This window comes from Sphingomonas sp., assembly GCF_035714405.1.
In the GTDB taxonomy this organism is placed as follows: Bacteria; Pseudomonadota; Alphaproteobacteria; order Sphingomonadales; family Sphingomonadaceae; genus Sphingomonas.
The window spans coordinates 20,482-40,220 of the sequence record NZ_DASTMA010000023.1; the positions used below are offsets into that span (position 1 = coordinate 20,482).

Genomic DNA, 19,739 nt, shown 5'->3' on the forward strand with positions numbered 1-19,739 from the left:
TGCAGGGACCGTGCCAGTTCGAGGGAATGTGTCATTCCAGTTACTTAGGAATTCCAGTCCTAATTCGCTACTCATCAAGATGGTAAAGTTCGCCACAAATTGGCGTCGGTCAGGTCAGAAAGGGCGCGGCGAACTCCGGGCGGACGCGCAGCAGGCGGCCGGTGTGGCGGTCGAGCAGGGCCCAGGTGGAACGGCCCTCCACGCGGACACGGCCGTCCACACCGGTGAAGCGGAAGAAGCGGTCGAAGCGCGCTCCCTTCGGTTCACCGACCCAGGTCTCCCCGGTCACCGTCTCGCCCTCGCGAACGTTGCCGCGATAATCGATCTCGTGCCGGGTCACGACCCAGACATGCGCGGCCTGGTGCTCGGGCGGGGCGACTGCTTCCCAGTGGGAGACCGACAGTGTCTGCACCCAACTGACCCAGACGGCATTGTTGACGTGGCCGAGTTCGTCGATGTCGGCGCGGGCGGCGGTGAAGGGGAGGGTGAAGGGGGTCACCCAAGAGCTCCGTCACCCTGAACTCGTTTCAGGGTCCATGCGCGACGCCGGCCGCAAGGGCACCGGCGCGCGGTCGCGCATGGATGCTGAAACACGTTCAGCATGACGTTAGCCCTCCACCCCCAGCTGCCACAGCACGAAGGCGTGCTCCTCCGCCGTCTCGCGCAAGCTGTCGAAGCGGCCGGACTTGCCGCCGTGGCCGGCGCCCATGATTGTCTTCAAGAGCAGCACATTGTTGTCCGTCTTGGTCGCGCGGAGCTTGGCGGCCCATTTGGCGGGCTCCCAATAGGTTACGCGCGGGTCGTTGAGGCCACCGGAGATGAACAGCGGCGGGTAATCCTGGGCGCGGACATTCTGGTAGGGGTCGTAGCCGCGGATCAACGCGAACGCGGCGGCGTCCTCGATCGGATTGCCCCATTCCGGCCATTCGCCGGGGGTCAGCGGCAGCTCGGGGTCCATCATCGTGTTGAGCACGTCGACGAAGGGCACGCCGGCGACCACCGCGCCCCACAATTCCGGGTCGGAATTGACCACCGCGCCCATCAGCTCGCCGCCCGCCGAGGCGCCGGAGATGGCGATCTTGCCCTCACTCGTCCAACCCTGCGCCACCAGCCCGCGCGCGACATCGACGAAGTCGTTGAAGGTGTTGGTGCGCTTCTCCAGCTTGCCGTCATGATACCATTGCTGGCCGAGATCGTCGCCGCCGCGGATATGCGCGATGGCGAAGGCGAAGCCGCGATCGAGCAGGCTCAGGCGCCCGGTCGAGAAGCCGGGCGGGATGGCGTAGCCATAGGCGCCATAGGCGTAGAGGAAGAGCGGCGCGGTGCCGTTCTTCTCGAAACCAGCGGGATAGACGATCGAGACCGGGATCTGCGTGCCGTCGCGCGCGGCGATCTTGAGGCGCTCGGTGCGGTATTTGGCGGCGTCGTAGCCGGACGGGATCTCCTGCACCTTGCGCACCGTCAGCGCGCCCGTCGCCACGTCATAGTCGTAGACAGTGCCGGGCGTGACCATCGATTCATAGCCGAGCCGCAGCGTGTCGACGGCATATTCGGGATTGTCGCCGAGCCCGGCGGCGTAGCTCGCCTCCGGAAAGCCGATGCGGCGGCCTTGCGTCGGCGCCTCGTAGCGGTGGAGCGCGACCTGATCGAGCCCGTCCTCGCGGCCCTCGACGATGAAGAAGTCGCGATAGCATTCGACGCCGGTCATGTAGAAATGTGGCGACGGCGCGATCAGCTCGGTCCACTCGCCCGGCCGCTCGACCGGCGCGGTGCACAGCCGCCACATCGGGTCGGTGTCGTTGGTGTGGATGAAGAGCACGCCGTCATGCTCGTCGACATCGTATTCGCGGCCGGTGATGCGCGGGGCGACCAGGATCGGCTTCGCGAGCGGGTCGTTGGCTGGGAGCAGATAGACCTCGCTGGTGACGTGATCGCCCGTCGCGATGACGATCCAGTTGCGCGCGCTGGTTTCCGCGACGGCGACGCGGAAGCCCTCGTCGGCCTCGTGGAAGAGCACGACGTCGTCGGCGGGGTCGGTGCCGAGCCGGTGGAAGCGGGCGTTGTCGGTGCGCCACTGCTCGTTGGCGAGGCCGTAGAGGAAGCCGGCGTCGTCGCTGGTCCAGACGATGTCGGAGAGCATGCCGGGGATGGTCTCGGGCAGATGCTCGTCCGTCGTCAGATCCTTGACCCGCACCTCGAACCGCTCCGCGCCGCTGTCGTCGATCGCATAGGCCAGCTTGGTGCCGTCGTTCGACACCGCGAACGCGCCGAGGCGGAAATACTCCTTGCCGTCCGCCAGCGAGGGTTCGTCGAGGAGCAATTCGTCGGGGCCACCGGCAACAGGCTTGCGCCACCATTTGCGGTACTGGCCGCCGGTCTCGAACGCGGTCCAGTAGAGCCAGTCGCCGTCCTTTTGCGGCACGGAGGATTCGTCCTCCTTGATGCGCGCCTTCATCTCCTCGTAGATCGTGTCGACCAGCGGCGCGTGCGGCGCCATCACCGCCTCGAAATAGGCGTTCTCCGCCTCGAGATAGGCGAGGATGTCGGGGTCGGTGACCTCCGGATAGTTCGGGTCCTTCAGCCAGGCATAGGGGTCTTCGATCGTGTGGCCATGCGCGGTGAAGCTGTGCGGGCGGCGGTCGGCGACCGGTGGGGTTGGGTTGGTCATGCCGTTGGCCCTATCGCGGGGTGGCCCGGGGACCAAGGCCGGCGAACGTTGAGAATGTTGAGCGCCCGACAGCGTTTCGGGCCAATCGCGCCCGCGAAGCGCCCGGTCGGGACGACGAGGCACCTGCCGCGCGACACCCATGCGCCGCTGCAGCGCCGCCACGGTAACATCCGGGTCACACCAAGGTCACGGGCCAGCCTCACCGACGCGCCTGCTCGGCATCGGCGACGCGCCCGTCACGCACCGGCGACGCATCGGCGAGCGCGGCGATCGGATCGGCGAGGGCGGCGGCATGGCGTTGCAGCGCGGCGGTCCAGGTGCGATCGAAAGGCGTGCCCGCCAGCCGCCGACGCAGCCGATGCGCGCTAGACCGCGACATGCCGGCGGCCCGCGCGGCGCGGGCGACGCTGCCGGTCTCCACCAACGCGGCGAGGAAGATGCGCTGTTTCGCCGGCGTCCAGTGGGCGCGCTCGGGCGTGGGTGACCGAACGAGGTGAGGGTGATGCTCCATCGGGGAGCTTAGGGCACGAATGCGGGCTTGTAGGGCAGAGCTATTTCGATGTTTCCAGGCGGAGGGGAGTCGGGGGCCGATGCCACCAATCAGCAGACATTGGGATCGGCAAATGTCCGCTAACGCCCAATTGCGGACGTTCAGCTGGGCTGAAGGAAGCGCTACCGGCCTACAATTTGGTCGCTGGCGGCAGGACCACACAGACGTGAGTCTAGCGCGAAGGGCACGTGGTCCAAGGCGGCCAGCAAGCCCGCAAACCTGTCATCGTCCACGGGAGCGAGACAGCCAAGCAAGGTTTCCCCGATCACCGCAGCGCGCCGGCGTTCCTCTGACACGATATGTGTTGCTTGGTAGGCCATAGGCTTGTCCCGCTGTAGCCGGGGTGCTGCATGATGCAGACCACCCGTCGCATTCAACGTAACGGGCTGGCTGGCTCTTGAACTTAGGCCTTAATCTAAGTTAAGCAAGACTCTATCAGCTCGCACGTCGTTGATTTTCCATAGAGAATGTCGAAAGCCTGCGGACGAACGAATGAACGGCGGCGGCGGACTACCATGCACTTCAACGACGACGGCTTCGGCGCAATGACGCGGAAGCTGGAGCGACTCGCAAAGCTCAATGAGCAGGATCGCGACGCGCTCAAGAACCTGCCACTTGCGCGCAAAAGGGTGGCTGCTGGGCAGCACCTTCTGCGCGAAGGCGAAGAGTCCACCACCTGCTACATGCTGCTGAGCGGCTACGCCTGCCGATACAAGACCACCAGAACGGGTTCGCGGCAGATCGTGTCTTTTCACATGGCCGGCGACATCGTGGACCTGCAGCATCTTCTGCTCTCCCGAGCCGATCACAGCATCCAGGCGATCAGCGATCTAACGTTTGCCGCTACACCGGCTGCCGAACTGAAGAAGGTGGCGCAAACTCATCCAACGATCGCTGAGGCGCTCTGGCGCGACACGCTGATCGATGCATCCGTGTTTCGAGAGTGGGTGCTGAACGTGGGCCGGCGCGACGCCAAACAGCGGATCGCGCATATGCTTTGTGAGTTTGCGGCCCGGCGCGAGACGGCCGGTCTTGGCCGTCCGACGTCCTTTGAGCTGCCCATGACGCAAGAGGACATCGCCGACGCGACCGGCCTTACGAACGTCCACGTCAATCGTATGCTTGCGCAGCTGGCTGCGGAAGGTCTGATCGCGCGAGACAAGCGACAGGTCGAGATTGCCGATTGGGACAGGATGCGCAGAGCAGCGGACTTCGACGCTGCCTATCTGCACGCCCAAGCCGCCTGACCCCATGGCTATCACGTTTGAGCCGGCCCGGCTGGACTCTGCATTCGGCGACAGCGAGGCTGTGCTGGCATTGCGCGACGGTCGGCTGTTCGCCGTTCTCTCGCGTTTAGGCGATCTCCATGGGACGCTGTTCGGGCATTGGTATGTCGAGGCGGCCTTTACGGTAGATCAGCAGGGGCTTGGTGCCGTCTTTCCCAACCTCGATGCCTTCGAGGCGCACGTGCAGCGGCAGATGACGTAGACTAGGTGCGCGGCGATCAACGCCCGAAGGCCGGCAGCTAATCACCACCTCCGGGCGTTCCGTGCGGCTGACCGCCGAACGGCTGCTTACGCCCAGTTGCGGACATTCGCGCGCTGCGAGATAACGCGACTGATGGTCGACTATAGCGATGAAGCTACAGCCCTTTTTACGCGCTTTGCCGAGGCGCACCGGCTTGCCTACAGCGTAGACCCCAACGCTCCAATCGAAGTGCTCTGGGAGTTTCCGACGCAAGACGGTCTATCGTTGCCCATTACCCTCGGGCTTCAGAACGGCGACGAACTGAACTTCGGCGTTGCGGGGTTCTGGTCCTACTTCTTTCCCTTTGAAAGAAGCGCTCCTCAGTTCGAGCGTTTGCTGGACGCATGGGCGGGAGGCGAAGCACGCGTTGTCCTTGCTGCTCTTGGCGGGCGCGCCCTTCAGCTTCTGGATAAAGGCCAATGGAAAACAGTCTACCGGGCCAACTGCCTTTTTCCGGTGCCGAAAAACCCAAGGCGAACGATCACCAATCAGCCATCGTCGCGACGGCACTGATCGTCCGCTTTCCACCAAAAGCGGACATTTCCGAGCCGGGATAGATCGCGCGCCGGGAACCCGTCACGCGAGTGAATCGCGTGACGTCGAACGGGTTCGGCTGGAGCCGACCCGCCGGCCGGCCCCTTCGACTGCCTGCCAAGGCAGGCGCTCAGGACAGGCTTGCGCGTCTCGCGAATAGCTTCGCTACTCGCGTGCGCGCTGGCGGCTGATCCACGCCCCGATCTTCCGCTCCAGCACCGGCATCGGCAGCGAGCCGGTGTCGAGCACGGCGGCATGGAAGGCGCGGGGGTCGAACCTCGCGCCGAGCTTTGCCCTTGCGTCGGCCTTCAAGCGCAGGATGGTGAGCTGACCGACCTTGTAGGCGAGCGCCTGGCCGGGGTTGGCGATGTAGCGTTCGACCTCGGCGGTATAGTCGGTGCGGCTGCCGGGCGAGTTGGCGAGCATGTAGTCGATCGCCTGCTCGCGGCTCCAACCCATCGCATGCAGGCCGGTGTCGACCACCAGCCGCATCGCCCGCAGCATCTCGTCGCCCAGCCCGCCCATGCGCTGGTAAGGGTCGGTCTCGACGCCCAGTTCGCGGTACAGGCTCTCGGCATAGAGCGCCCAGCCCTCGACATAGGCGGTGTTGCCGCCGAAGCGCATGAAGGCGGGGAGTGCCGCGTTCTCCTGCGCGAGGCTGATCTGGAAGTGATGGCCGGGTACGGCCTCGTGCAGGTACAACGTCTCTTCGCCCCAGGTGTAGCGGGTCGGCAGGTCATAGGTGTTGAAGTAGAACACGCCCGGCCGCGTCCCGTCGGGGGTGCCCTCCTGATAGGAGCCGGCGGCGTCGGTCTTCTCGCGGAAGGCGGGGACGGGGCGCAGCTCCAGCGGTGCCTTGGGGATCAGCGCGAATTGGTCGCGGACCCGCGCGTCGACGCGTTTGGCGATGCTCTCATAGCTCGCCTTGATCGCGGCGGCGGACTTGGGCGCGAACTTCGGGTCGGTGCGCAGATGTTCGAAGAACTGGACCAGCGTGCCCCTGAAGCCGACTGCGGCCTGCTGGCGCTGCATCTCGGCGCGGATGCGGGCGACCTCGCTTAAGCCCAGCGCGTGAACGTCGGCGGCCTTGAGCGGCAGCGTCGTGCTCGCCTCGATGCGATAGTCGTAATAGGCCGCCCCGCCCGGCATCGCCGACAGGCCGACGGTGGCCCGGGCGCGGGGCAGGTATTCGGTGCGCAGGAAGTCGCGGATCTTGCGATGCGCGGGGTTGATGAGGTCACGAACCTGCGCGGCATAGGCAGCCTTGAGCCGCGCCTGATCGGCGGCGGGGATCGTCGCCGGGAACATGGTCACGGGGGCATAGAAGGTGGAGCCCTCGACGCCCTGCTTGAGCAGGTTGTCGAACTGCTCGATCATGTTGACGACGGTCAGGCGCGGCTGGACGATCCCGGCCTTCATGCCGGCGCGGAAGCGCGCGATGATGCGGTCGTAGCCGGCCGCATATTGCGCGTTGCGCTTCAGGTTGTTGTTATAATCGAGCACGGTCTTGAAGGGTGCTGCACCCTTGCCGCTCGCGAAGTCGGGGTAGAAGGTCTGCAAGCCCCCGAAGTGGTTGATCGGCAGCGCGCGGCTGACGCGGAGCAACTCGGGCCGGTAGGATTTGAGCGACACCAGCAGTCCGTGCTCGAACACGTCATAGGCCAGCTGGTCGACGACCGTGAGGCGGGTGCGGTCGATCCGACGCAGCGCGGCGAGATCGGCGAGCGTGTTGCGGCGGTCGCGTTCCTCGCTGGCGTCCGTGTAGAAGTCGCCGAGCCGGTCGGCGTAGCGCAGGTCGCCGCGAAAGATGGCGCTGATTGGGTTGAGGCGGAGGTCGCGCTCGTCGCTGTCGTAGAACAGCCGCTTGAGCTTGGTGTCCTCTGCGCTGTCGCCGGGCAGCGGCACGGGCGGGGGCAGCGCCTGAGCGGAAAGCGACGCGGCACTGGCCAGCAGGACGGATGCGAACAGGGCTTTGAGCTGCATGGTTTTCCTCATCACGCTTAATCGCTAGCGGCGGGCGGACACAGGAGCAATCGAGATGGATACGATCGGCGTCATCGGGGCGGGGCAGATGGGGGCGGGCATCGCGCAGGTGTCCGCGCAGGCAGGGTATCGCGTGCTGCTGGCCGACGTGTCGCGCGACCGGGCGGAGGCGGGCAAGGCGGGGATCGGCAAGCAGCTGGACCGGCTGGTGACCAAGGAGAAGATCGCGCGCGGGGATGCCGACGCGGCACTGGCGCGGATCGAGCCGGTCGACGGGGCAAGTGCGTTCGCGCCGGCGGCGCTGGTGATCGAGGCCGCGACCGAGCGCGAGGAGATCAAGCGGCGCATCTTCGCCGATGTCGGCGCGGTGCTGGGCGCGGGGGCAATCCTGGCATCGAACACCTCGTCGATCCCGATCACGCGGCTGGCGCAGGCGGCGCCCGATCCGGCGCGGTTCGTCGGCGTCCACTTCTTCAATCCGGTGCCGGTGATGGGGCTGATCGAGCTGATCCGCGGGCTGGCGACGTCGGACGCGACGGTCGCCGCGGTGGAGGCCTATGCGCAGCGGCTCGGCAAGCAGGTGGTGCGCGCCAACGACGCGCCCGGCTTCATCGTCAACCGGGTGCTGATGCCGATGCTCAACGAGGCCTGCTTCGCGTTAGGCGAGGGCGTGGCGAGCATCCGTGACATCGACCTCGCCTGCCAGCTCGGGCTCAACCACCCGATGGGGCCGCTGACGCTGGCGGACTTCATCGGGCTCGATACCTGCCTGGAGATTACGCGCGTGCTGTTCGAGGGCACCGGCGACCCCAAGTTCCGGCCGGCGCCGCTGCTGGTGAAGTATGTCGAGGCAGGCTGGTTCGGGCGGAAGTCGGGGCGCGGGTTCTACGACTATTCGGGTCCGGAGCCGGTGCCTACGCGCTGAGCATCGCGACGCATTTCGCTATTCGGCGGGCGCGGGTCTCGGGCTTCTTCGCGCCCTCGATCGCCTCCACATGCTCGCGTTGGTGGGTGAAGCTGAGCTTTTTCCATGCGGGCCAGGCGCCTGCTGCTTCGATCGCGGCGCGCAGGTCCTCGGGCGGATCGACGCTGCGCGGTGCGGTGTCGAGCGTCACCGTCACCTCCATCGCCACGCCCTCCCGCACACCCGCTGCCTCGCGATTGCTCTGGCGGAGGGGGAGCCAGGGGGTGCCGCCGATGGTGGTGACGGTGCTGCGCCAGCTGTGGCCGTTGATGGTTACCAGGACGGGGGCGCGGGTGCGGCCGAACACGGTCTTTTGGTCAAAGGGCAGGGCGATCTCGAACGATGCGTCTGGCACGATCGTGAAGGTCCGCGACGGCGCGCTCACCCGATCAGCAGCCCCGCCAGCGCCGCTGACATCAGATTGGCGAGGCTGCCCGCCGCCAGCGCGCGCAGGCCGAGCCTGGCGATCACCGGGCGCTGGTTGGGCGCCAGGCCGCCGGTCACCGCCATCTGGATCGCGATGGAGGAGAAGTTGGCGAAGCCGCACAGCGCAAAGGTGACGATGATGCGGGTGCGTTCGCTCAACGCGGCCATCTGCCCGAGTTCGATGAACGCGACGAATTCGTTCAGCACGATCTTGGTCCCGAACAGCCCACCGGCCGTGCCCGCCTCGGCCCAGGGCACGCCGATCAGGAACATCAGCGGCTGGAAGACCAAGCCGACGACCTGCTGGAAGCTGAGGTCCGGCCGACCGAACCAGCCGCCGACGCCGCCCAGCAGGCCGTTGGCCAGCGCCACCAACGCCACGAAGGCGAGCACCATCGCGCCGACCGCAACCGCCAGCTTGACGCCGGTCTGCGCCCCTTGCGCGGCGGCCATGATGATGTTGGCCGGGCGCTCGCCCTCCTCGAAGGTCTCGGCAACGTCGATCGCGCCTTCGCCCTGGTCGCCGACCAGCGGTAGCTCGCCGAGCTGTGGCGCGGCATCGGGCATGACGATCTTGGCCATCAGGATGCCGCCGGGAGCGGACATGAAGGCGGCGGCGAGCAGATAGGGCAACGCCGTCGGGCCGAGCAGCGTCGCATAGGCGGCGAGGATCGTGCCGGCGACCCCGGCCATGCCGACCACCATCAGCGTGAACAGCTGCGCAGGCGGCAGCGCGGCGAGATAGGGGCGGACCACCAGCGGCGACTCGCTTTGGCCGACGAAGATGTTGGCCGCCGAACCCAACGATTCCACCCGGCTGATGCCGGTGATCCAGCCGATCGCGCCCCCCACCCAGCGCACGATGCGCTGCATGATGCCGAGGAAGTAGAGGATCGACACCAATGCCGCGAAGAAGATGATCACCGGCAGCGCGCCCAGTGCGAAGGTGTTGGCGAGCGGGTTGGTTGCGGCCGGGCCGAACAGGAATTCGGTGCCCTTGTTGGCATAGCCGAGCAGGTTCGACACGCCGCGCGCCATCGCCTCGATCCCGGCGCGGCCCCAGCTGGTATACAGCACCAGCACCGCGATCCCGACCTGCAGCGCGAAGGCCGCGCCGACCACGCGCAGGCGGATGGCGCGGCGATCGGTGGAGAGTAGCAGTGCGAGCGCCAGGATGACGAGAATGCCGGCGATGCCGATGAGCGGGCTGGTCATCAGGCGCGCGGCCCGCCGAAGTTGTCGAAGTTGCCGGGATCAACACACATTCGTAATCGCTCCACCCACGCCCCGCCTTCGTACCTCCGCTCTTATGCCGATGAAAATCCTTGTAGGACAGGCGCAATCCTCGCCGGCGATGGACCGGCGCCCGCGAGGCGGCTAGCACGGCGCCATGAGCCCCCCTGTTCCATTGTCCCGCTCTCTCTTCGTCCTGGCGATCTTCTATGGCGGCATGGTGTGCATCGCCGGCGTGCTCGGCAACAAGCAGGTGGCCTTGGGGCCGCTCACCATCGAGGCGGGCATCTTTGCCTTTCTGCTGCTGGTGGTGGTGTCCTCCGCCGTCGCCGAACTGCATGGGCAGGCGACCGCCAACAGCCTGGTCCGGTTCGGCTTCGTGCCCCTGATCGCCTCGCTGCTGTTGTCGCTGCTGGTCTGGGCGCTGCCCGCCTCGGCCGAGATGCGGGAGAGCCGGCCCGAGGCGCTGGCGGCGGTGCAGGGCATCCTGTTCTCGACCTGGCGGATCTGGATCGGCGGCATCGTCGCCTATGGCGTGTCGCAGACGCTGAACGTCACGATCTTTTCGTGGTTGAAGGGCCGTGAGGGGGCAAAGTTGCTGTGGCTGCGCTCCGCGACCGCCGGCGTGCTCAGCCAGATCGTCGACACGCTGCTGTTCGTGACGATCGCATTTCTGGGCGTGTTTCCGATCGGCGACCTGCTGGTCGGACAGATGATCGCGAAGGTGGCGCTGTCGGCGCTGCTGGTGCCGCCGCTGATCTATGCCGCCGTGGCGCTTGGGCGAGCTCTCGACCGAGGGTGAAGACCGATGACGGCGTCGCTGACTTCGGGCGGCCGTCATCGTTTCGCGGCGGGAACAAGCCGCCCCGACCGTGGGTTTAGGCGCGTAGTTCAGGAGGAGGCAAGTAATGGCCGAGTATCGTAACAACGAAGCGGGCGACCGCGTATATGTCGAGAAGCGGGGCGGCGCGGGCCGCGTCATCGGGATCGTGGCGCTGTTGGCGGGGCTGATCGCCGCGCTGCTGTTCCTGACCGGCTTCTGGCGCGTCAACGCGACCGGCGGCGAGATGCCCAAGGTCGAGGTCGACGCCAAGGCCGGCGCGCTTCCGAACGTCGACGTCGACTCCAAGTCGGTCGTGGTCGGCACCAAGCAGGAAACCGTCGAGGTGCCGAAGGTCACCACCGAGAAGGAGACGGTGTCCGTGCCGACCATCGGCGTCTCCGAGGGCGAGACCGACAAGAAGTAAGCGTCGCCGCGACGGCCGAGAGGGGGTTGGGCCTGCGGGACCCGCCCCCTAAAGGCATGTCCATGACCGATCACACGCCTGATCCCGCCCTGCTTGCAAAGGCGGAGACGCTGACCGAGGCGCTGCCCTATCTGCAGCGCTATGCCGGCTCCACCTTCGTGGTGAAATATGGCGGCCACGCGATGGGCGATCCGGAGCGTCAGCGCGACTTCGCCGAGGACATGGTGCTGCTGCGCGCGGTCGGCATCAACCCGGTGGTGGTGCATGGCGGCGGGCCGCAGATCGGCGCGATGCTGAAGCGGCTCGGGGTCGAATCGCGCTTCGTCGGCGGGCTGCGCGTGACTGACGCGGAGACCGCGCGGATTGCCGAGATGGTCCTCGCGGGCTCGATCAACAAGGAAATCGTCGGCTGGATCGGCCAGGCGGGCGGTCGCGCGGTCGGCATCTCTGGCAAGGACGCAGGCCTGGTGACGGCCGAGAAGGTCGGTGATCGGCGCGGGGCGGACCGCACCCAGGGGATCGAACGCCACGTCGACCTGGGCTTTGTCGGTGAACCCGTCGCAGTCGACCGGTCGATCATCGACACGCTGTCGGCGGCGGGCATCATTCCGGTGATCGCACCGGTCGCGATCGGCGCCGACGGCCAGACCTACAACATCAACGCCGATACGATGGCCGGCGCGATCGCAGGGGCGCTGGGAGCGGCGCGGTTTTTCCTGCTGACCGACGTCGTCGGCGTGCTCGACAAGGCGGGGGAGCTGCTGACCGACCTCGATCCGGCGCGGGTCGAGGCGCTGACCGCGGACGGCACCATCACCGGCGGCATGATTCCCAAGGTCGAGACCTGCGTCGCCGCGGTCGAGGCGGGGGTGGACGCGGCGGTGATCATCGACGGCCGGGTGCCGCACGGGATCCTGCTGGAGATCTTCACGCGGCGGGGGGCGGGGACGTTGGTGCGGCGGCAGGCGGACTAGCTCCCCTCCCGCTGGCGGGAGGGGAGGACCAGACGCCCCTGCCGCAAGCGGGAAGGGAACCCGATGCGCCATTGCCCGCCGTCGCCTGCCCCCCTAAGTCACCCTTATGGGCCTTATCTTCCTTCTCGCCGACTATCTGCTGATGATCCTGCAGGTCGTGATCTTCGTGCAGGTGATCCTCAGCTGGCTGCTCGCGTTCAATGTCGTCAACCGGCACAGCCAGTTCGTCGGCGGGCTGGTGCAGGGGCTCGATCGCCTGACCGAGCCGCTTTATCGCCCGATTCGCCGCATCCTGCCCGACTTCGGCGCGATCGACCTGGCCCCACTGGTGGTGCTGCTGGTGGTGTCGTTCCTGCGCAGCCGGGCGCTGCCCTATCTGGCGCTGGCTGCGGGGCCGGAAGTCCTCTAGCCGGTCTGTTGCCCGGGTGGCGAGCGCGGGCGCTTGCCGCTAAGGCCCAGGCATGACCGCCACCATCATCGACGGCAAGGCGCGCGCCGCCGCCCTCCGCGCGGACGTAGCGGCCGAGGTCGCGCGCTTCCGCGCGGCGAGCGGTCGCGCGCCGGGGCTGGCCGTGGTGCTGGTCGGCGAGGATCCGGCGTCTGCGGTCTACGTCCGATCGAAGGGGCGGGCGACGCGCGAGGCGGGGATGGCGGGCTTCGAGCACCGCCTGCCCGTAGATACCTCGCAGGCGGACCTGCTGGCGCTCGTCGCAAGGCTGAACGTGGACCCGGCGGTCGACGGCATTCTCGTCCAGCTGCCGCTGCCGCCACAGATCGACGCGAACGCGGTGATCCTGGCGATCGACCCGGACAAGGATGTCGACGGCTTCCACCCCGTCAGCGCCGGCCGGCTGGCGACGGGGCTGCCGGGCTTCGTGCCGTGCACGCCGTACGGCTGCTTGCTGCTGCTGCACGACGTGCATCCGCGGCTCGCCGGGCTGGAGGCGGTGGTGGTGGGCCGTTCCAACATCGTCGGCAAGCCAATGGCGGCGCTGCTGACGGCGGAGAGCTGCACGGTGACCGTGGCGCACAGCCGCACCCGTGACCTGCCCGCGCACCTCGCCCGTGCCGATATCGTCGTCGCGGCGGTGGGCGTGGCGGGGATGATCCGGGGCGAATGGCTGAAGCCGGGGGCTTGCGTGATCGACGTCGGCATCAATCGGACCGACATGGGACTGGTCGGCGATGTCGACTTCGCGGGCGCGGTGGAGGTCGCGGGCGCGATCACGCCGGTGCCGGGCGGGGTCGGGCCGATGACGATCGCGTGCCTGCTGCGCAACACACTGGTGTCGGCATGCCGGCGCGAGGGCGTGGAGGCGGGGCTGTGATCGAGCTCTACATCTCCTCGCTCATCACCTTTTTCGTGGTGATCGATCCGCCCGGCTGCGCGCCGATCTATGCCGGGCTGACCGCGGGCGCATCGGACGTTCATCGCCGCGCGATGGCGTTCCGCGCGGTGGGCGTCGCGGCGGCGATCCTGCTGGTGTTCGCGCTGGTCGGCGAGGACCTGTTGCGCGGACTGGGCATCAGCCTCGCCAGCTTTCGCATCGCCGGCGGCATCATGCTGTTCCTGATCGCCCTGGAGATGGTGTTCGAGAAGCGCACCGAACGCCGCGAGGACCGCGCCGCCAAGGTGCAGGCCGAGCATGTCGAAGACGTGTCGATCTTTCCGATGGCGATGCCGATGATCGCGGGGCCGGGCTCGATCGCGTCGGTGATGCTGCTGATGGCGAGGAACGACGGGCTGCGGGATTCCGCGATCGTGTTGGCGGCACTCGGTACCATCCTGCTGCTGACGCTGGTGGCGCTGCTCGCGGCGGGGCCGATCATGCGGCGACTGGGCGCGCGGATCGAGGCGGTGATCACGCGGCTGTTGGGTGTGCTGCTGGCGGCGTTGGCGGTGCAGTTCGTGATGGACGGGTTGCAGGTCTCGCTGCGGTGACGATTCCTCAGTCCACCCGGTAGATCGCATAGGGCGATCGCTGCGGCATTGGCAGCCGCGTCAGCCAGGGGAAGCGCTCGCCGCGCGCGAGGCGGTCGTAGAAGCCGCCCTTGTTGCGGGCACGGTAGATCGTCGACTCGGCCATGTAGGGACACAGCAGCATCAGCGTCGCGCCGTGGCGCTTGATGATCGCACGTGCTTCCTCCGGCGAGCGGCCGAAGGCGTGTTTGACGTCGAGGATCGCGTCGCCGTTGCGATGATAGGGGCCGGCGATCGCGTCGTGATGGGTGACCGTGATGATGCGCGGGCCCAAATCCACGAAGGTGAAGATGCGCGCGCGCGGATAGCGGTTGAGCGTCAGCAGGCGCGAGGTGCGCATGCACTCGCCCGTCGCGGTGTTGACGCGCGTGGCGTTCGGGCTGGGACGGTCGACCTGAAACCAGTTCACCGCCGTCGACGCGAACAGCCCGGCCATGACGAGAACCAGCACCGCCACCGGGCCGAGCACACGCAGCAGCATCGACCGGCTTCGCCTTGCCCAGGGGAGCAGGACCCAGCCGAGCGCGGTCACGCCCGGCACCGCGAGCAGCTGCGCCGCCGGTCCGGCGCGGACCTGCCAGGTCAGCATGAACACCGCAAAGGCGCTGAACAGCGCGACCGGCCACCAGGCGGCGCGCCGGTCCGCTTCGGCGCGCCAGATCGCCAGACCTGCGCCGAGCAGCCCCACCACCGGCAGCGCCGCGATCGGAAAGGCGATGCGGAGCGGGTGCCCCCAGATCGGCTTGGCTTCCTTGACGTTGTTGAGCCACTCGCGCGCCAGTTCGTCCGAGACCTGTTCGGGCCGGGTCAGGCATTGCGGAAACAGGCTGGCAAAGCCGATCGCAATGCCGCCGCCGACCAGCAGCGCCAGGATCAGCCGCGTCCGCGCCGTGGCGGGGCTGAGCCGCGCGAGCGCGAACAGCAGCCCGCCGGCGGCGACGGTGACGCTCAGCCATACCGGCGTCAGCGCGTCGCAGCGCGGCGCCCAGTTGGCGTTGGACGCGAACAGCGCGAAGCCGGCGGCGCTGCCGCCCCCCAGCGTCAGCGCATAGGCCTGGAGCCGCGTCGCCTCGTCGCGGTCGGCGACCCACCGCAAGGCGAGGATGCCGCCCGCCATCGCGCAATAGGGCAGCATCTCCAGCCCGATCGTGAGGCTGAGCGCACTCGCCATGCCCACCAGTACGCCGCCGCGCGACCGGCGCGGATCGGACAGGCCGGCGAGCGTCAGGCTGAGCATCGCCAGCTGCCAGCCATGATGGTCGATCCGCATCGGCCCGAACATCAGCATCGGGATATAGGCGGTCAGAAACACCAGCGTCGCCAGCGTCCAGGCGAGCGGATGCACCAGCCGCCGGACGGTCGCGCCCAGCCCCAGCAGCGCGATGGCAAGCGGCAGCAGCGGCGCGACCCCGCAGGCCAGCCGCTCCGCCCACTCCCGCGTCGTGAACAGGTCGAAGAACAGGATCAGGCCCGCGAGCGGCAGGTCGACCAGCCGGCTCCAGTGGATGTCGAAGCCGGCGGGCGGGTTCATCCGGTACTGGCGCAGGTCGTACCAGCCCTGCCCGTCGAGCAGCGCGCGCACCTGCATCAGCCGCATGTTGTCGTCGGTGTCGCCGAGCGAGAGCCAGCGGATCGCGTTCCAGTCGCTGGCGATCTGATACGCCGCGAACGCGACCCAGGCGATCAGCACCCACGCCACCCAATGGCGGTCGAGATCCCGCAACCAACGATCCGAAGCAGCTTCCCTCACGCCCGTCCCCGCCCTACACGCGGCCGCTCTAACGGTGGTGGGGTGAAGGGCAAGTGACGGCGGTGTTGCGCCAGTTGCGGGACAATGAGGTGCTGGGGCAGCTGTTGCGCTTCGGCGTGACGGGGCTCGGCGTCACGGCGTTCTATGCAGCGGTCTATTGGCCGATCGCGACCTTCGGCGACCGTCTCGTCGACCTTGGCGGCGGTGCGGTGTGGCCGCTGATCGCGGTGGTGATCGCCTTCCTGTCGGCGACCGCGGTCGGCAATGTCGCGCACAGCCGGATCAGCTTCCGCGGGCACGGCACCCGGTCCGCGCGTACCGCGCATCGCTTTTTCTGCGTGCAGCTGTTCGGGTTCGGGCTCAACGCGCTGTTCACCTGGGTGCTGACCGGGCCGCTGGTCGGTGGTCCCACCTGGTGGCCGCTGGTGCCGGCGATCGCGGTGACGCCGCTCGCGACCTTCTGGTTGCAGCGCAACTGGGTGTACGCCTGAATGGACCGCGTCGTTTATGACCGCATGGCGGCCCATGACTCCACTCATTGGTGGTATCGCGCGCGCCGCGATATCCTGCGCGATTACCTGAACCGCTACGGCGCGTTGCCGAACGATGCGCGCATTTTGGAGATCGGCTGTGGGACCGGCCACAATCTGCCGATGCTGAGCGCCTTCGGCAGCGTGGAGGCGATCGAGATCGACCCCGCCGCGCGGGCCATTGCCGGGGAGCGGCTGGGCCGACCGGTCGGCGATGCGCCCTTGCCCGAACTGCCGGGGGTCGAGCGCGGCGCCTATGATCTGGTCGCGGTCCTCGATGTCGTCGAGCACATCGCCGACGATGTCGCAGCACTAGCGGCGATGAAGACGCTGCTGAAACCCGGCGGCAAGATCCTGATCGCGGTGCCGGCGCATGCCTGGATGTGGTCGGCGCACGATGTCGTCAACCACCATCACCGCCGCTATACCAAGGCGACGTTGCGCGCGGCGATCGGCGCGGCGGGGCTGAAGCCGGTCAAGCTGCGCTGGTTCAACTCGCTGCTGTTTCCCCTCGCCGCCGCCGCCCGGCTGGCGGGCAAGGCGACGGGACGGGAGGACAGCGACGACTCACCGCCGCCCGCGCCGATCAACGCGCTGTTCGAGCGCATCTTCCGGCTCGAGCGTCACCTGGTCGGCAGGGTGCCCATGACCCCGGGAGTTTCGCTGGTCACGCTCGCCATTCCCGGCTGATCGGCGACGAAGCCGATGCTGGGCGTCCCCTGCACCGGCCCGGCGATATCGGCGACCAAGTACAGCGGGCGCCGCTTCACCTCGACATACATGCGGCCCAGATACTCGCCGATCATGCCGAGCACGAACATCTGCACCGCGCCGATGAACACGGTAACGGCCATCAGCGAGGTCCATCCCTCGACCGCCGAACCGGTCAGCCAGCCGATGCCGATATACACGAACAGCAGCAGCGACACGCCCGTCAGCGCCAGCCCGGCATGGCTGGCGAAGCGCAGCGGCGCGGTCGAGAAGCCGGTCACCGCGTCGAAGGCGAGCCGCAGCATCTTCGCGAACGGATAGTTGGTCTCGCCCGCCGCGCGCTCTGCGCGATCATAGGTGAAGGGCACCTGGCGGAACCCTACCCACGCCACCATGCCGCGGATGAAGCGGGCCTGTTCGGGCAGCGCCAGGAAGGCATCGAGCGCCCGCCGGCTCATCAGCCGGAAATCGCCGGTATCGAGCGGGATCTCGGTGTCGGTCAGCCGGTCCAGCAGCCGGTAGAAGATCGCCGCCGTCGCCTTCTTGAACAAGGTCTCGCCCTGCCGCTTGCGACGCACCGCATAGACCACATCGGCGCCGTGCTCGATCATCGTCCGGCGCATGCCGACCAGGAGCTCCGGCGGATCCTGCAGGTCGGCGTCGATGATCAGGATCTGCTCACCCGCGCACAGGTCCAGCCCAGCGGTCAGCGCCAGCTGATGTCCATGGTTGCGCGACAGGTTGATCGCCACCAGCCGCGGGTCGAACGCCGCCAGCCGCCGCATCACCGCCCAGCTGTCGTCGCGGCTGCCGTCGTTGATCAGTACGATCTCGTGATCGTCGCCCACCGCCGCGCGCGCCGCAGCCGCGACCCGCGCGTGGAGCATGTCGAGACAGGCCGCCTCGTTGTAGCAGGGGATCACGACGGATAAGGCGGGACGGCGCATGGGTGCGGTGTAGCGCGCGTAGTCCCGGGCGTCATCGCCGATCTTGAGCGCCGGAGCTGCCTTAGCTAAGTGAGTTGACTAAGGAGACCGGCGATGGCGACCACGGTCACGGTGCATGAGGCGAAAACGCACTTGTCTCGGCTGATCGCCCGCGCGCTGGAGGGCGAGGACGTGGTGATCGCGCGCGGCACCGTGCCGAAGGTGCGGCTGGTGCCGGTGGAAAATGCTTCGGTGCACCCGCCGCGTGTGCCGGGGAGCATGAAGGGTCAATTCACCTATGCGCCCGACGCGTTCGATGCTCTTACTGATGAAGAGCTGGCGGAATGGGGACTGCTCTAGTTGCGGCTGCTTCTCGATACGCACGCCCTTCTGTGGTGGTTCGACGAGCTTCCGGCCCTCAGCTCAGCCGCCCGCGCCGCCATAGCAAGCGCCGCGCCCCGCTCAGTGCTGGTCAGCAGCGTCACCGCATTCGAGATCGCAACCAAGCACGCGACCGGTAAGCTCGGCGGTATGGCGCCACTGCTCGCCGGGTTCGACCGGATGCTGGCGGAGCAGCGCTTTGCTCCGCTGCCGGTCGAGATGCGCCACGCGGTCGCGGTCGCCGACCTGCCGATGCACCATCGCGATCCGTTCGATCGCCTGCTCATCGCGCAGGCACGGGTGGAAGGCCTCACGCTGGTGTCGATCGACGACAAGTTCGACCGCTACGAGGTTCCTCGTCTCTGGTAAGCCTCAGCGCGCGACGATCAGCTTGACCAGCGTACCGGGCCTGAGCGGGGCGTCCGGATCAATGGCGTTCAGGACGCTGAACCGGTCGAGCTGATGGCTCGGATAGGTCATGCGCGCCGCCAGGCCGCGCGCCGTCTCGTCGACACGGACGGTGTGGATGCGCACCACCTTGCTGCCGTCGTCATAAGGCAGGCCGTCGAGCGCGCGCAGGAAGCCTGTATCCTGAACTCCGGTGGTGTCCGGGCGGCGTGTCGCATCGGCGAGCCGGGCCGCGCGCGCGATGCGGTCGGCGCCGTTGGGATGCGTCGACATCCAGGTGAGGCCACCTATGCCGCGGCCGGTGACCGCCGCCTGCAGCTGGCTCGACTCGTTCAGCTCCGCCAGCATGTCGGCGGCGGCATGCGGCGTGTAGCCGGCCGCCGCGATATAGCGGACGCCGAGACCGTCGGCTTCATACTCCTGCTTGCGGCTGAAGCCGAGCGTATAAAGCTGCGAGCCATAGCCCGCCGCGCGCCCGGCCAGATCGCTGCCGGTGACCGCGCCAACCACCGCCGCCGCTAGCCCGCCGAGCTGCGCGCGGGTGTTGCGCTTGGCGGCGTGCCGCGCGGCGACATGGCCGACCTCGTGCCCGAGCACGGACGCGAGCTCGGCTTCGGAGTTGACCAGCGCCAGCAGCTGGCGGGTGACATAGACATAGCCGCCGGGGATGGCGAAGGCGTTCTCCACGGGTGAGTCGAGCAGCGTGACGATGAAGTCGCCGCCTGCGTTCGACAGTCCGGATTGCACCGCCACGCGCTGGTCGACACGGGCGACGAGCGCGCTTTGCGGCCCGCGATAGGCGCCGCCATATTGGGCCAGGAGCTGAGGGTGCGCCTGCGCGCCCGTCGCCTTGTCGGATGCCGAAATGCCGCGCGATTGCGCCGGCAGCGTGGCGGGCGCCGTGACCAGCAGCAGGGCGGCGAGGGCGGTGGGGCGCATGGGACGT

23 protein-coding genes are annotated in these 19,739 nt (G+C 67.8%); 14 read left to right on the top strand and 9 right to left on the bottom strand.

Translation table 11 applies throughout. The annotated features are described in order from the left end of the window. Nucleotides 1-109: 109 nt before the first annotated feature. From VFQ64_RS13590 to VFQ64_RS13600, 3 genes are all read right to left on the bottom strand, one after another. Nucleotides 110-499, bottom strand: a complete 390-nt coding sequence (locus VFQ64_RS13590; protein ID WP_325103879.1) for an acyl-CoA thioesterase — start codon at nt 497-499, stop codon at nt 110-112. 108 nt (nt 500-607) lie between these two features. Continuing rightward, nucleotides 608-2,668: a S9 family peptidase gene (locus VFQ64_RS13595; RefSeq protein ID WP_325103880.1), complete on the bottom strand. Its 2,061-nt coding sequence runs from the start codon at nt 2,666-2,668 to the stop codon at nt 608-610. A gap of 199 nt (nt 2,669-2,867) precedes the next feature. Beyond that, nucleotides 2,868-3,179, bottom strand: coding sequence for a LysR family transcriptional regulator (locus tag VFQ64_RS13600; RefSeq protein WP_325103881.1), 312 nt, complete (start codon nt 3,177-3,179; stop codon nt 2,868-2,870). Nucleotides 3,180-3,733: 554 nt separating this feature from the next. On the opposite strand from VFQ64_RS13600, the gene VFQ64_RS13605 reads away from it, so the two are divergent. The 3 genes from VFQ64_RS13605 to VFQ64_RS13615 all read left to right on the top strand — a co-directional run bounded on the left by VFQ64_RS13605 (nt 3,734) and on the right by VFQ64_RS13615 (nt 5,258). Beyond that, complete coding sequence (locus tag VFQ64_RS13605) at nt 3,734-4,465, top strand: Crp/Fnr family transcriptional regulator (RefSeq protein WP_325103882.1); 732 nt, start codon at nt 3,734-3,736, stop codon at nt 4,463-4,465. A 4-nt stretch (nt 4,466-4,469) separates the two neighbouring features. Further along, a complete protein-coding gene (locus VFQ64_RS13610) occupies nt 4,470-4,706 on the top strand; it encodes a hypothetical protein (protein ID WP_325103883.1) in 237 nt (78 codons plus the stop codon). 132 nt (nt 4,707-4,838) lie between these two features. Further along, nucleotides 4,839-5,258 (top strand): hypothetical protein, encoded by a 420-nt coding sequence (locus VFQ64_RS13615; RefSeq protein WP_325103884.1) that lies wholly within the window; start codon nt 4,839-4,841, stop codon nt 5,256-5,258. A gap of 186 nt (nt 5,259-5,444) precedes the next feature. Here the strand turns inward: VFQ64_RS13615 and VFQ64_RS13620 are convergent, their stop codons facing one another. Further along, nucleotides 5,445-7,262, bottom strand: a complete 1,818-nt coding sequence (locus VFQ64_RS13620; RefSeq protein ID WP_325103885.1) for a DUF885 domain-containing protein — start codon at nt 7,260-7,262, stop codon at nt 5,445-5,447. A gap of 55 nt (nt 7,263-7,317) precedes the next feature. On the opposite strand from VFQ64_RS13620, the gene VFQ64_RS13625 reads away from it, so the two are divergent. Continuing rightward, nucleotides 7,318-8,187 carry a 3-hydroxyacyl-CoA dehydrogenase NAD-binding domain-containing protein gene (locus VFQ64_RS13625; RefSeq protein WP_325103886.1) on the top strand — a complete coding sequence of 290 codons (870 nt, stop codon included), beginning with the start codon at nt 7,318-7,320 and terminating at the stop codon, nt 8,185-8,187. On the opposite strand, the gene VFQ64_RS13630 is transcribed toward VFQ64_RS13625, so the two are convergent. Together VFQ64_RS13630 and VFQ64_RS13635 are read right to left on the bottom strand one after the other, a co-directional pair. After that, complete coding sequence (locus VFQ64_RS13630; RefSeq protein ID WP_325103887.1) at nt 8,177-8,581, bottom strand: YdeI/OmpD-associated family protein; 405 nt, start codon at nt 8,579-8,581, stop codon at nt 8,177-8,179. The two genes, VFQ64_RS13625 and VFQ64_RS13630, sit on opposite strands and share 11 nt — an antisense overlap. A 26-nt stretch (nt 8,582-8,607) precedes the next feature. Continuing rightward, nucleotides 8,608-9,867: a NupC/NupG family nucleoside CNT transporter gene (locus VFQ64_RS13635; protein WP_325103888.1), complete on the bottom strand. Its 1,260-nt coding sequence runs from the start codon at nt 9,865-9,867 to the stop codon at nt 8,608-8,610. Between the two features lie 175 nt (nt 9,868-10,042). Here VFQ64_RS13635 and VFQ64_RS13640 point away from each other — a divergent pair, with 175 nt between their 5' ends. From VFQ64_RS13640 to VFQ64_RS13665, 6 genes are all read left to right on the top strand, one after another. Then, entirely contained in the window at nt 10,043-10,687 is a 645-nt protein-coding gene (locus VFQ64_RS13640; protein ID WP_325103889.1) for a queuosine precursor transporter, read from the top strand. Nucleotides 10,688-10,793: 106 nt separating this feature from the next. Next, on the top strand, nt 10,794-11,132 hold the full coding sequence (locus VFQ64_RS13645) for a hypothetical protein (protein WP_325103890.1): 339 nt from the start codon (nt 10,794-10,796) through the stop codon (nt 11,130-11,132). 62 nt (nt 11,133-11,194) lie between these two features. Beyond that, nucleotides 11,195-12,106 (top strand): acetylglutamate kinase, encoded by a 912-nt coding sequence (argB, locus tag VFQ64_RS13650; protein WP_325103891.1) that lies wholly within the window; start codon nt 11,195-11,197, stop codon nt 12,104-12,106. Between the two features lie 106 nt (nt 12,107-12,212). Next, complete coding sequence (locus tag VFQ64_RS13655) at nt 12,213-12,515, top strand: YggT family protein (protein ID WP_325103892.1); 303 nt, start codon at nt 12,213-12,215, stop codon at nt 12,513-12,515. Nucleotides 12,516-12,567: 52 nt separating this feature from the next. Continuing rightward, nucleotides 12,568-13,434, top strand: coding sequence for a bifunctional methylenetetrahydrofolate dehydrogenase/methenyltetrahydrofolate cyclohydrolase FolD (folD, locus tag VFQ64_RS13660; protein ID WP_325103893.1), 867 nt, complete (start codon nt 12,568-12,570; stop codon nt 13,432-13,434). Beyond that, nucleotides 13,431-14,048, top strand: a complete 618-nt coding sequence (locus tag VFQ64_RS13665; protein ID WP_325103894.1) for a MarC family protein — start codon at nt 13,431-13,433, stop codon at nt 14,046-14,048. Before folD ends, VFQ64_RS13665 begins: the two co-directional genes overlap by 4 nt. A 7-nt stretch (nt 14,049-14,055) precedes the next feature. On the opposite strand, the gene VFQ64_RS13670 is transcribed toward VFQ64_RS13665, so the two are convergent. Then, nucleotides 14,056-15,810, bottom strand: a complete 1,755-nt coding sequence (locus VFQ64_RS13670; protein ID WP_325103895.1) for an AcrB/AcrD/AcrF family protein — start codon at nt 15,808-15,810, stop codon at nt 14,056-14,058. A gap of 80 nt (nt 15,811-15,890) precedes the next feature. Here VFQ64_RS13670 and VFQ64_RS13675 point away from each other — a divergent pair, with 80 nt between their 5' ends. Continuing rightward, complete coding sequence (locus VFQ64_RS13675) at nt 15,891-16,328, top strand: GtrA family protein (RefSeq protein ID WP_325103896.1); 438 nt, start codon at nt 15,891-15,893, stop codon at nt 16,326-16,328. After that, nucleotides 16,329-17,057 carry a class I SAM-dependent methyltransferase gene (locus VFQ64_RS13680; RefSeq protein WP_325103897.1) on the top strand — a complete coding sequence of 243 codons (729 nt, stop codon included), beginning with the start codon at nt 16,329-16,331 and terminating at the stop codon, nt 17,055-17,057. Here the strand turns inward: VFQ64_RS13680 and VFQ64_RS13685 are convergent. Further along, nucleotides 16,991-18,025: a glycosyltransferase family 2 protein gene (locus tag VFQ64_RS13685; protein ID WP_325103898.1), complete on the bottom strand. Its 1,035-nt coding sequence runs from the start codon at nt 18,023-18,025 to the stop codon at nt 16,991-16,993. The two genes, VFQ64_RS13680 and VFQ64_RS13685, sit on opposite strands and share 67 nt — an antisense overlap. 93 nt (nt 18,026-18,118) lie before the next feature. Between VFQ64_RS13685 and VFQ64_RS13690 the strand changes: the two genes are divergently transcribed. Both VFQ64_RS13690 and VFQ64_RS13695 read left to right on the top strand, forming a co-directional pair. Then, a complete protein-coding gene (locus VFQ64_RS13690; RefSeq protein WP_325103899.1) occupies nt 18,119-18,364 on the top strand; it encodes a type II toxin-antitoxin system prevent-host-death family antitoxin in 246 nt (81 codons plus the stop codon). After that, complete coding sequence (locus tag VFQ64_RS13695; RefSeq protein WP_325103900.1) at nt 18,365-18,754, top strand: type II toxin-antitoxin system VapC family toxin; 390 nt, start codon at nt 18,365-18,367, stop codon at nt 18,752-18,754. 3 nt (nt 18,755-18,757) lie between these two features. On the opposite strand, the gene VFQ64_RS13700 is transcribed toward VFQ64_RS13695, so the two are convergent. After that, entirely contained in the window at nt 18,758-19,732 is a 975-nt protein-coding gene (locus VFQ64_RS13700) for a M48 family metalloprotease (RefSeq protein ID WP_325103901.1), read from the bottom strand. Between the last annotated feature and the right edge of the window lie 7 nt (nt 19,733-19,739).

Excerpts from the sequence above, each read along its gene's own strand:
- VFQ64_RS13645 (WP_325103890.1), top strand. The coding sequence starts at position 10,794 with ATGGCCGAGTATCGTAACAACGAAGCGGGCGACCGCGTATATGTCGAG.
- argB (WP_325103891.1), top strand. The coding sequence starts at position 11,195 with ATGACCGATCACACGCCTGATCCCGCCCTGCTTGCAAAGGCGGAGACG.
- VFQ64_RS13655 (WP_325103892.1), top strand. The coding sequence starts at position 12,213 with ATGGGCCTTATCTTCCTTCTCGCCGACTATCTGCTGATGATCCTGCAG.
- VFQ64_RS13640 (WP_325103889.1), top strand. The coding sequence starts at position 10,043 with ATGAGCCCCCCTGTTCCATTGTCCCGCTCTCTCTTCGTCCTGGCGATC.
- VFQ64_RS13680 (WP_325103897.1), top strand. The coding sequence starts at position 16,329 with ATGGACCGCGTCGTTTATGACCGCATGGCGGCCCATGACTCCACTCAT.
- VFQ64_RS13615 (WP_325103884.1), top strand. The coding sequence starts at position 4,839 with ATGGTCGACTATAGCGATGAAGCTACAGCCCTTTTTACGCGCTTTGCC.
- VFQ64_RS13610 (WP_325103883.1), top strand. The coding sequence starts at position 4,470 with ATGGCTATCACGTTTGAGCCGGCCCGGCTGGACTCTGCATTCGGCGAC.
- VFQ64_RS13620 (WP_325103885.1), bottom strand. The coding sequence starts at position 7,262 with ATGCAGCTCAAAGCCCTGTTCGCATCCGTCCTGCTGGCCAGTGCCGCG.
- VFQ64_RS13605 (WP_325103882.1), top strand. The coding sequence starts at position 3,734 with ATGCACTTCAACGACGACGGCTTCGGCGCAATGACGCGGAAGCTGGAG.
- VFQ64_RS13700 (WP_325103901.1), bottom strand. The coding sequence starts at position 19,732 with ATGCGCCCCACCGCCCTCGCCGCCCTGCTGCTGGTCACGGCGCCCGCC.
- VFQ64_RS13595 (WP_325103880.1), bottom strand. The coding sequence starts at position 2,668 with ATGACCAACCCAACCCCACCGGTCGCCGACCGCCGCCCGCACAGCTTC.
- VFQ64_RS13625 (WP_325103886.1), top strand. The coding sequence starts at position 7,318 with ATGGATACGATCGGCGTCATCGGGGCGGGGCAGATGGGGGCGGGCATC.
- VFQ64_RS13600 (WP_325103881.1), bottom strand. The coding sequence starts at position 3,179 with ATGGAGCATCACCCTCACCTCGTTCGGTCACCCACGCCCGAGCGCGCC.
- VFQ64_RS13690 (WP_325103899.1), top strand. The coding sequence starts at position 18,119 with ATGGCGACCACGGTCACGGTGCATGAGGCGAAAACGCACTTGTCTCGG.
- folD (WP_325103893.1), top strand. The coding sequence starts at position 12,568 with ATGACCGCCACCATCATCGACGGCAAGGCGCGCGCCGCCGCCCTCCGC.
- VFQ64_RS13685 (WP_325103898.1), bottom strand. The coding sequence starts at position 18,025 with ATGCGCCGTCCCGCCTTATCCGTCGTGATCCCCTGCTACAACGAGGCG.
- VFQ64_RS13635 (WP_325103888.1), bottom strand. The coding sequence starts at position 9,867 with ATGACCAGCCCGCTCATCGGCATCGCCGGCATTCTCGTCATCCTGGCG.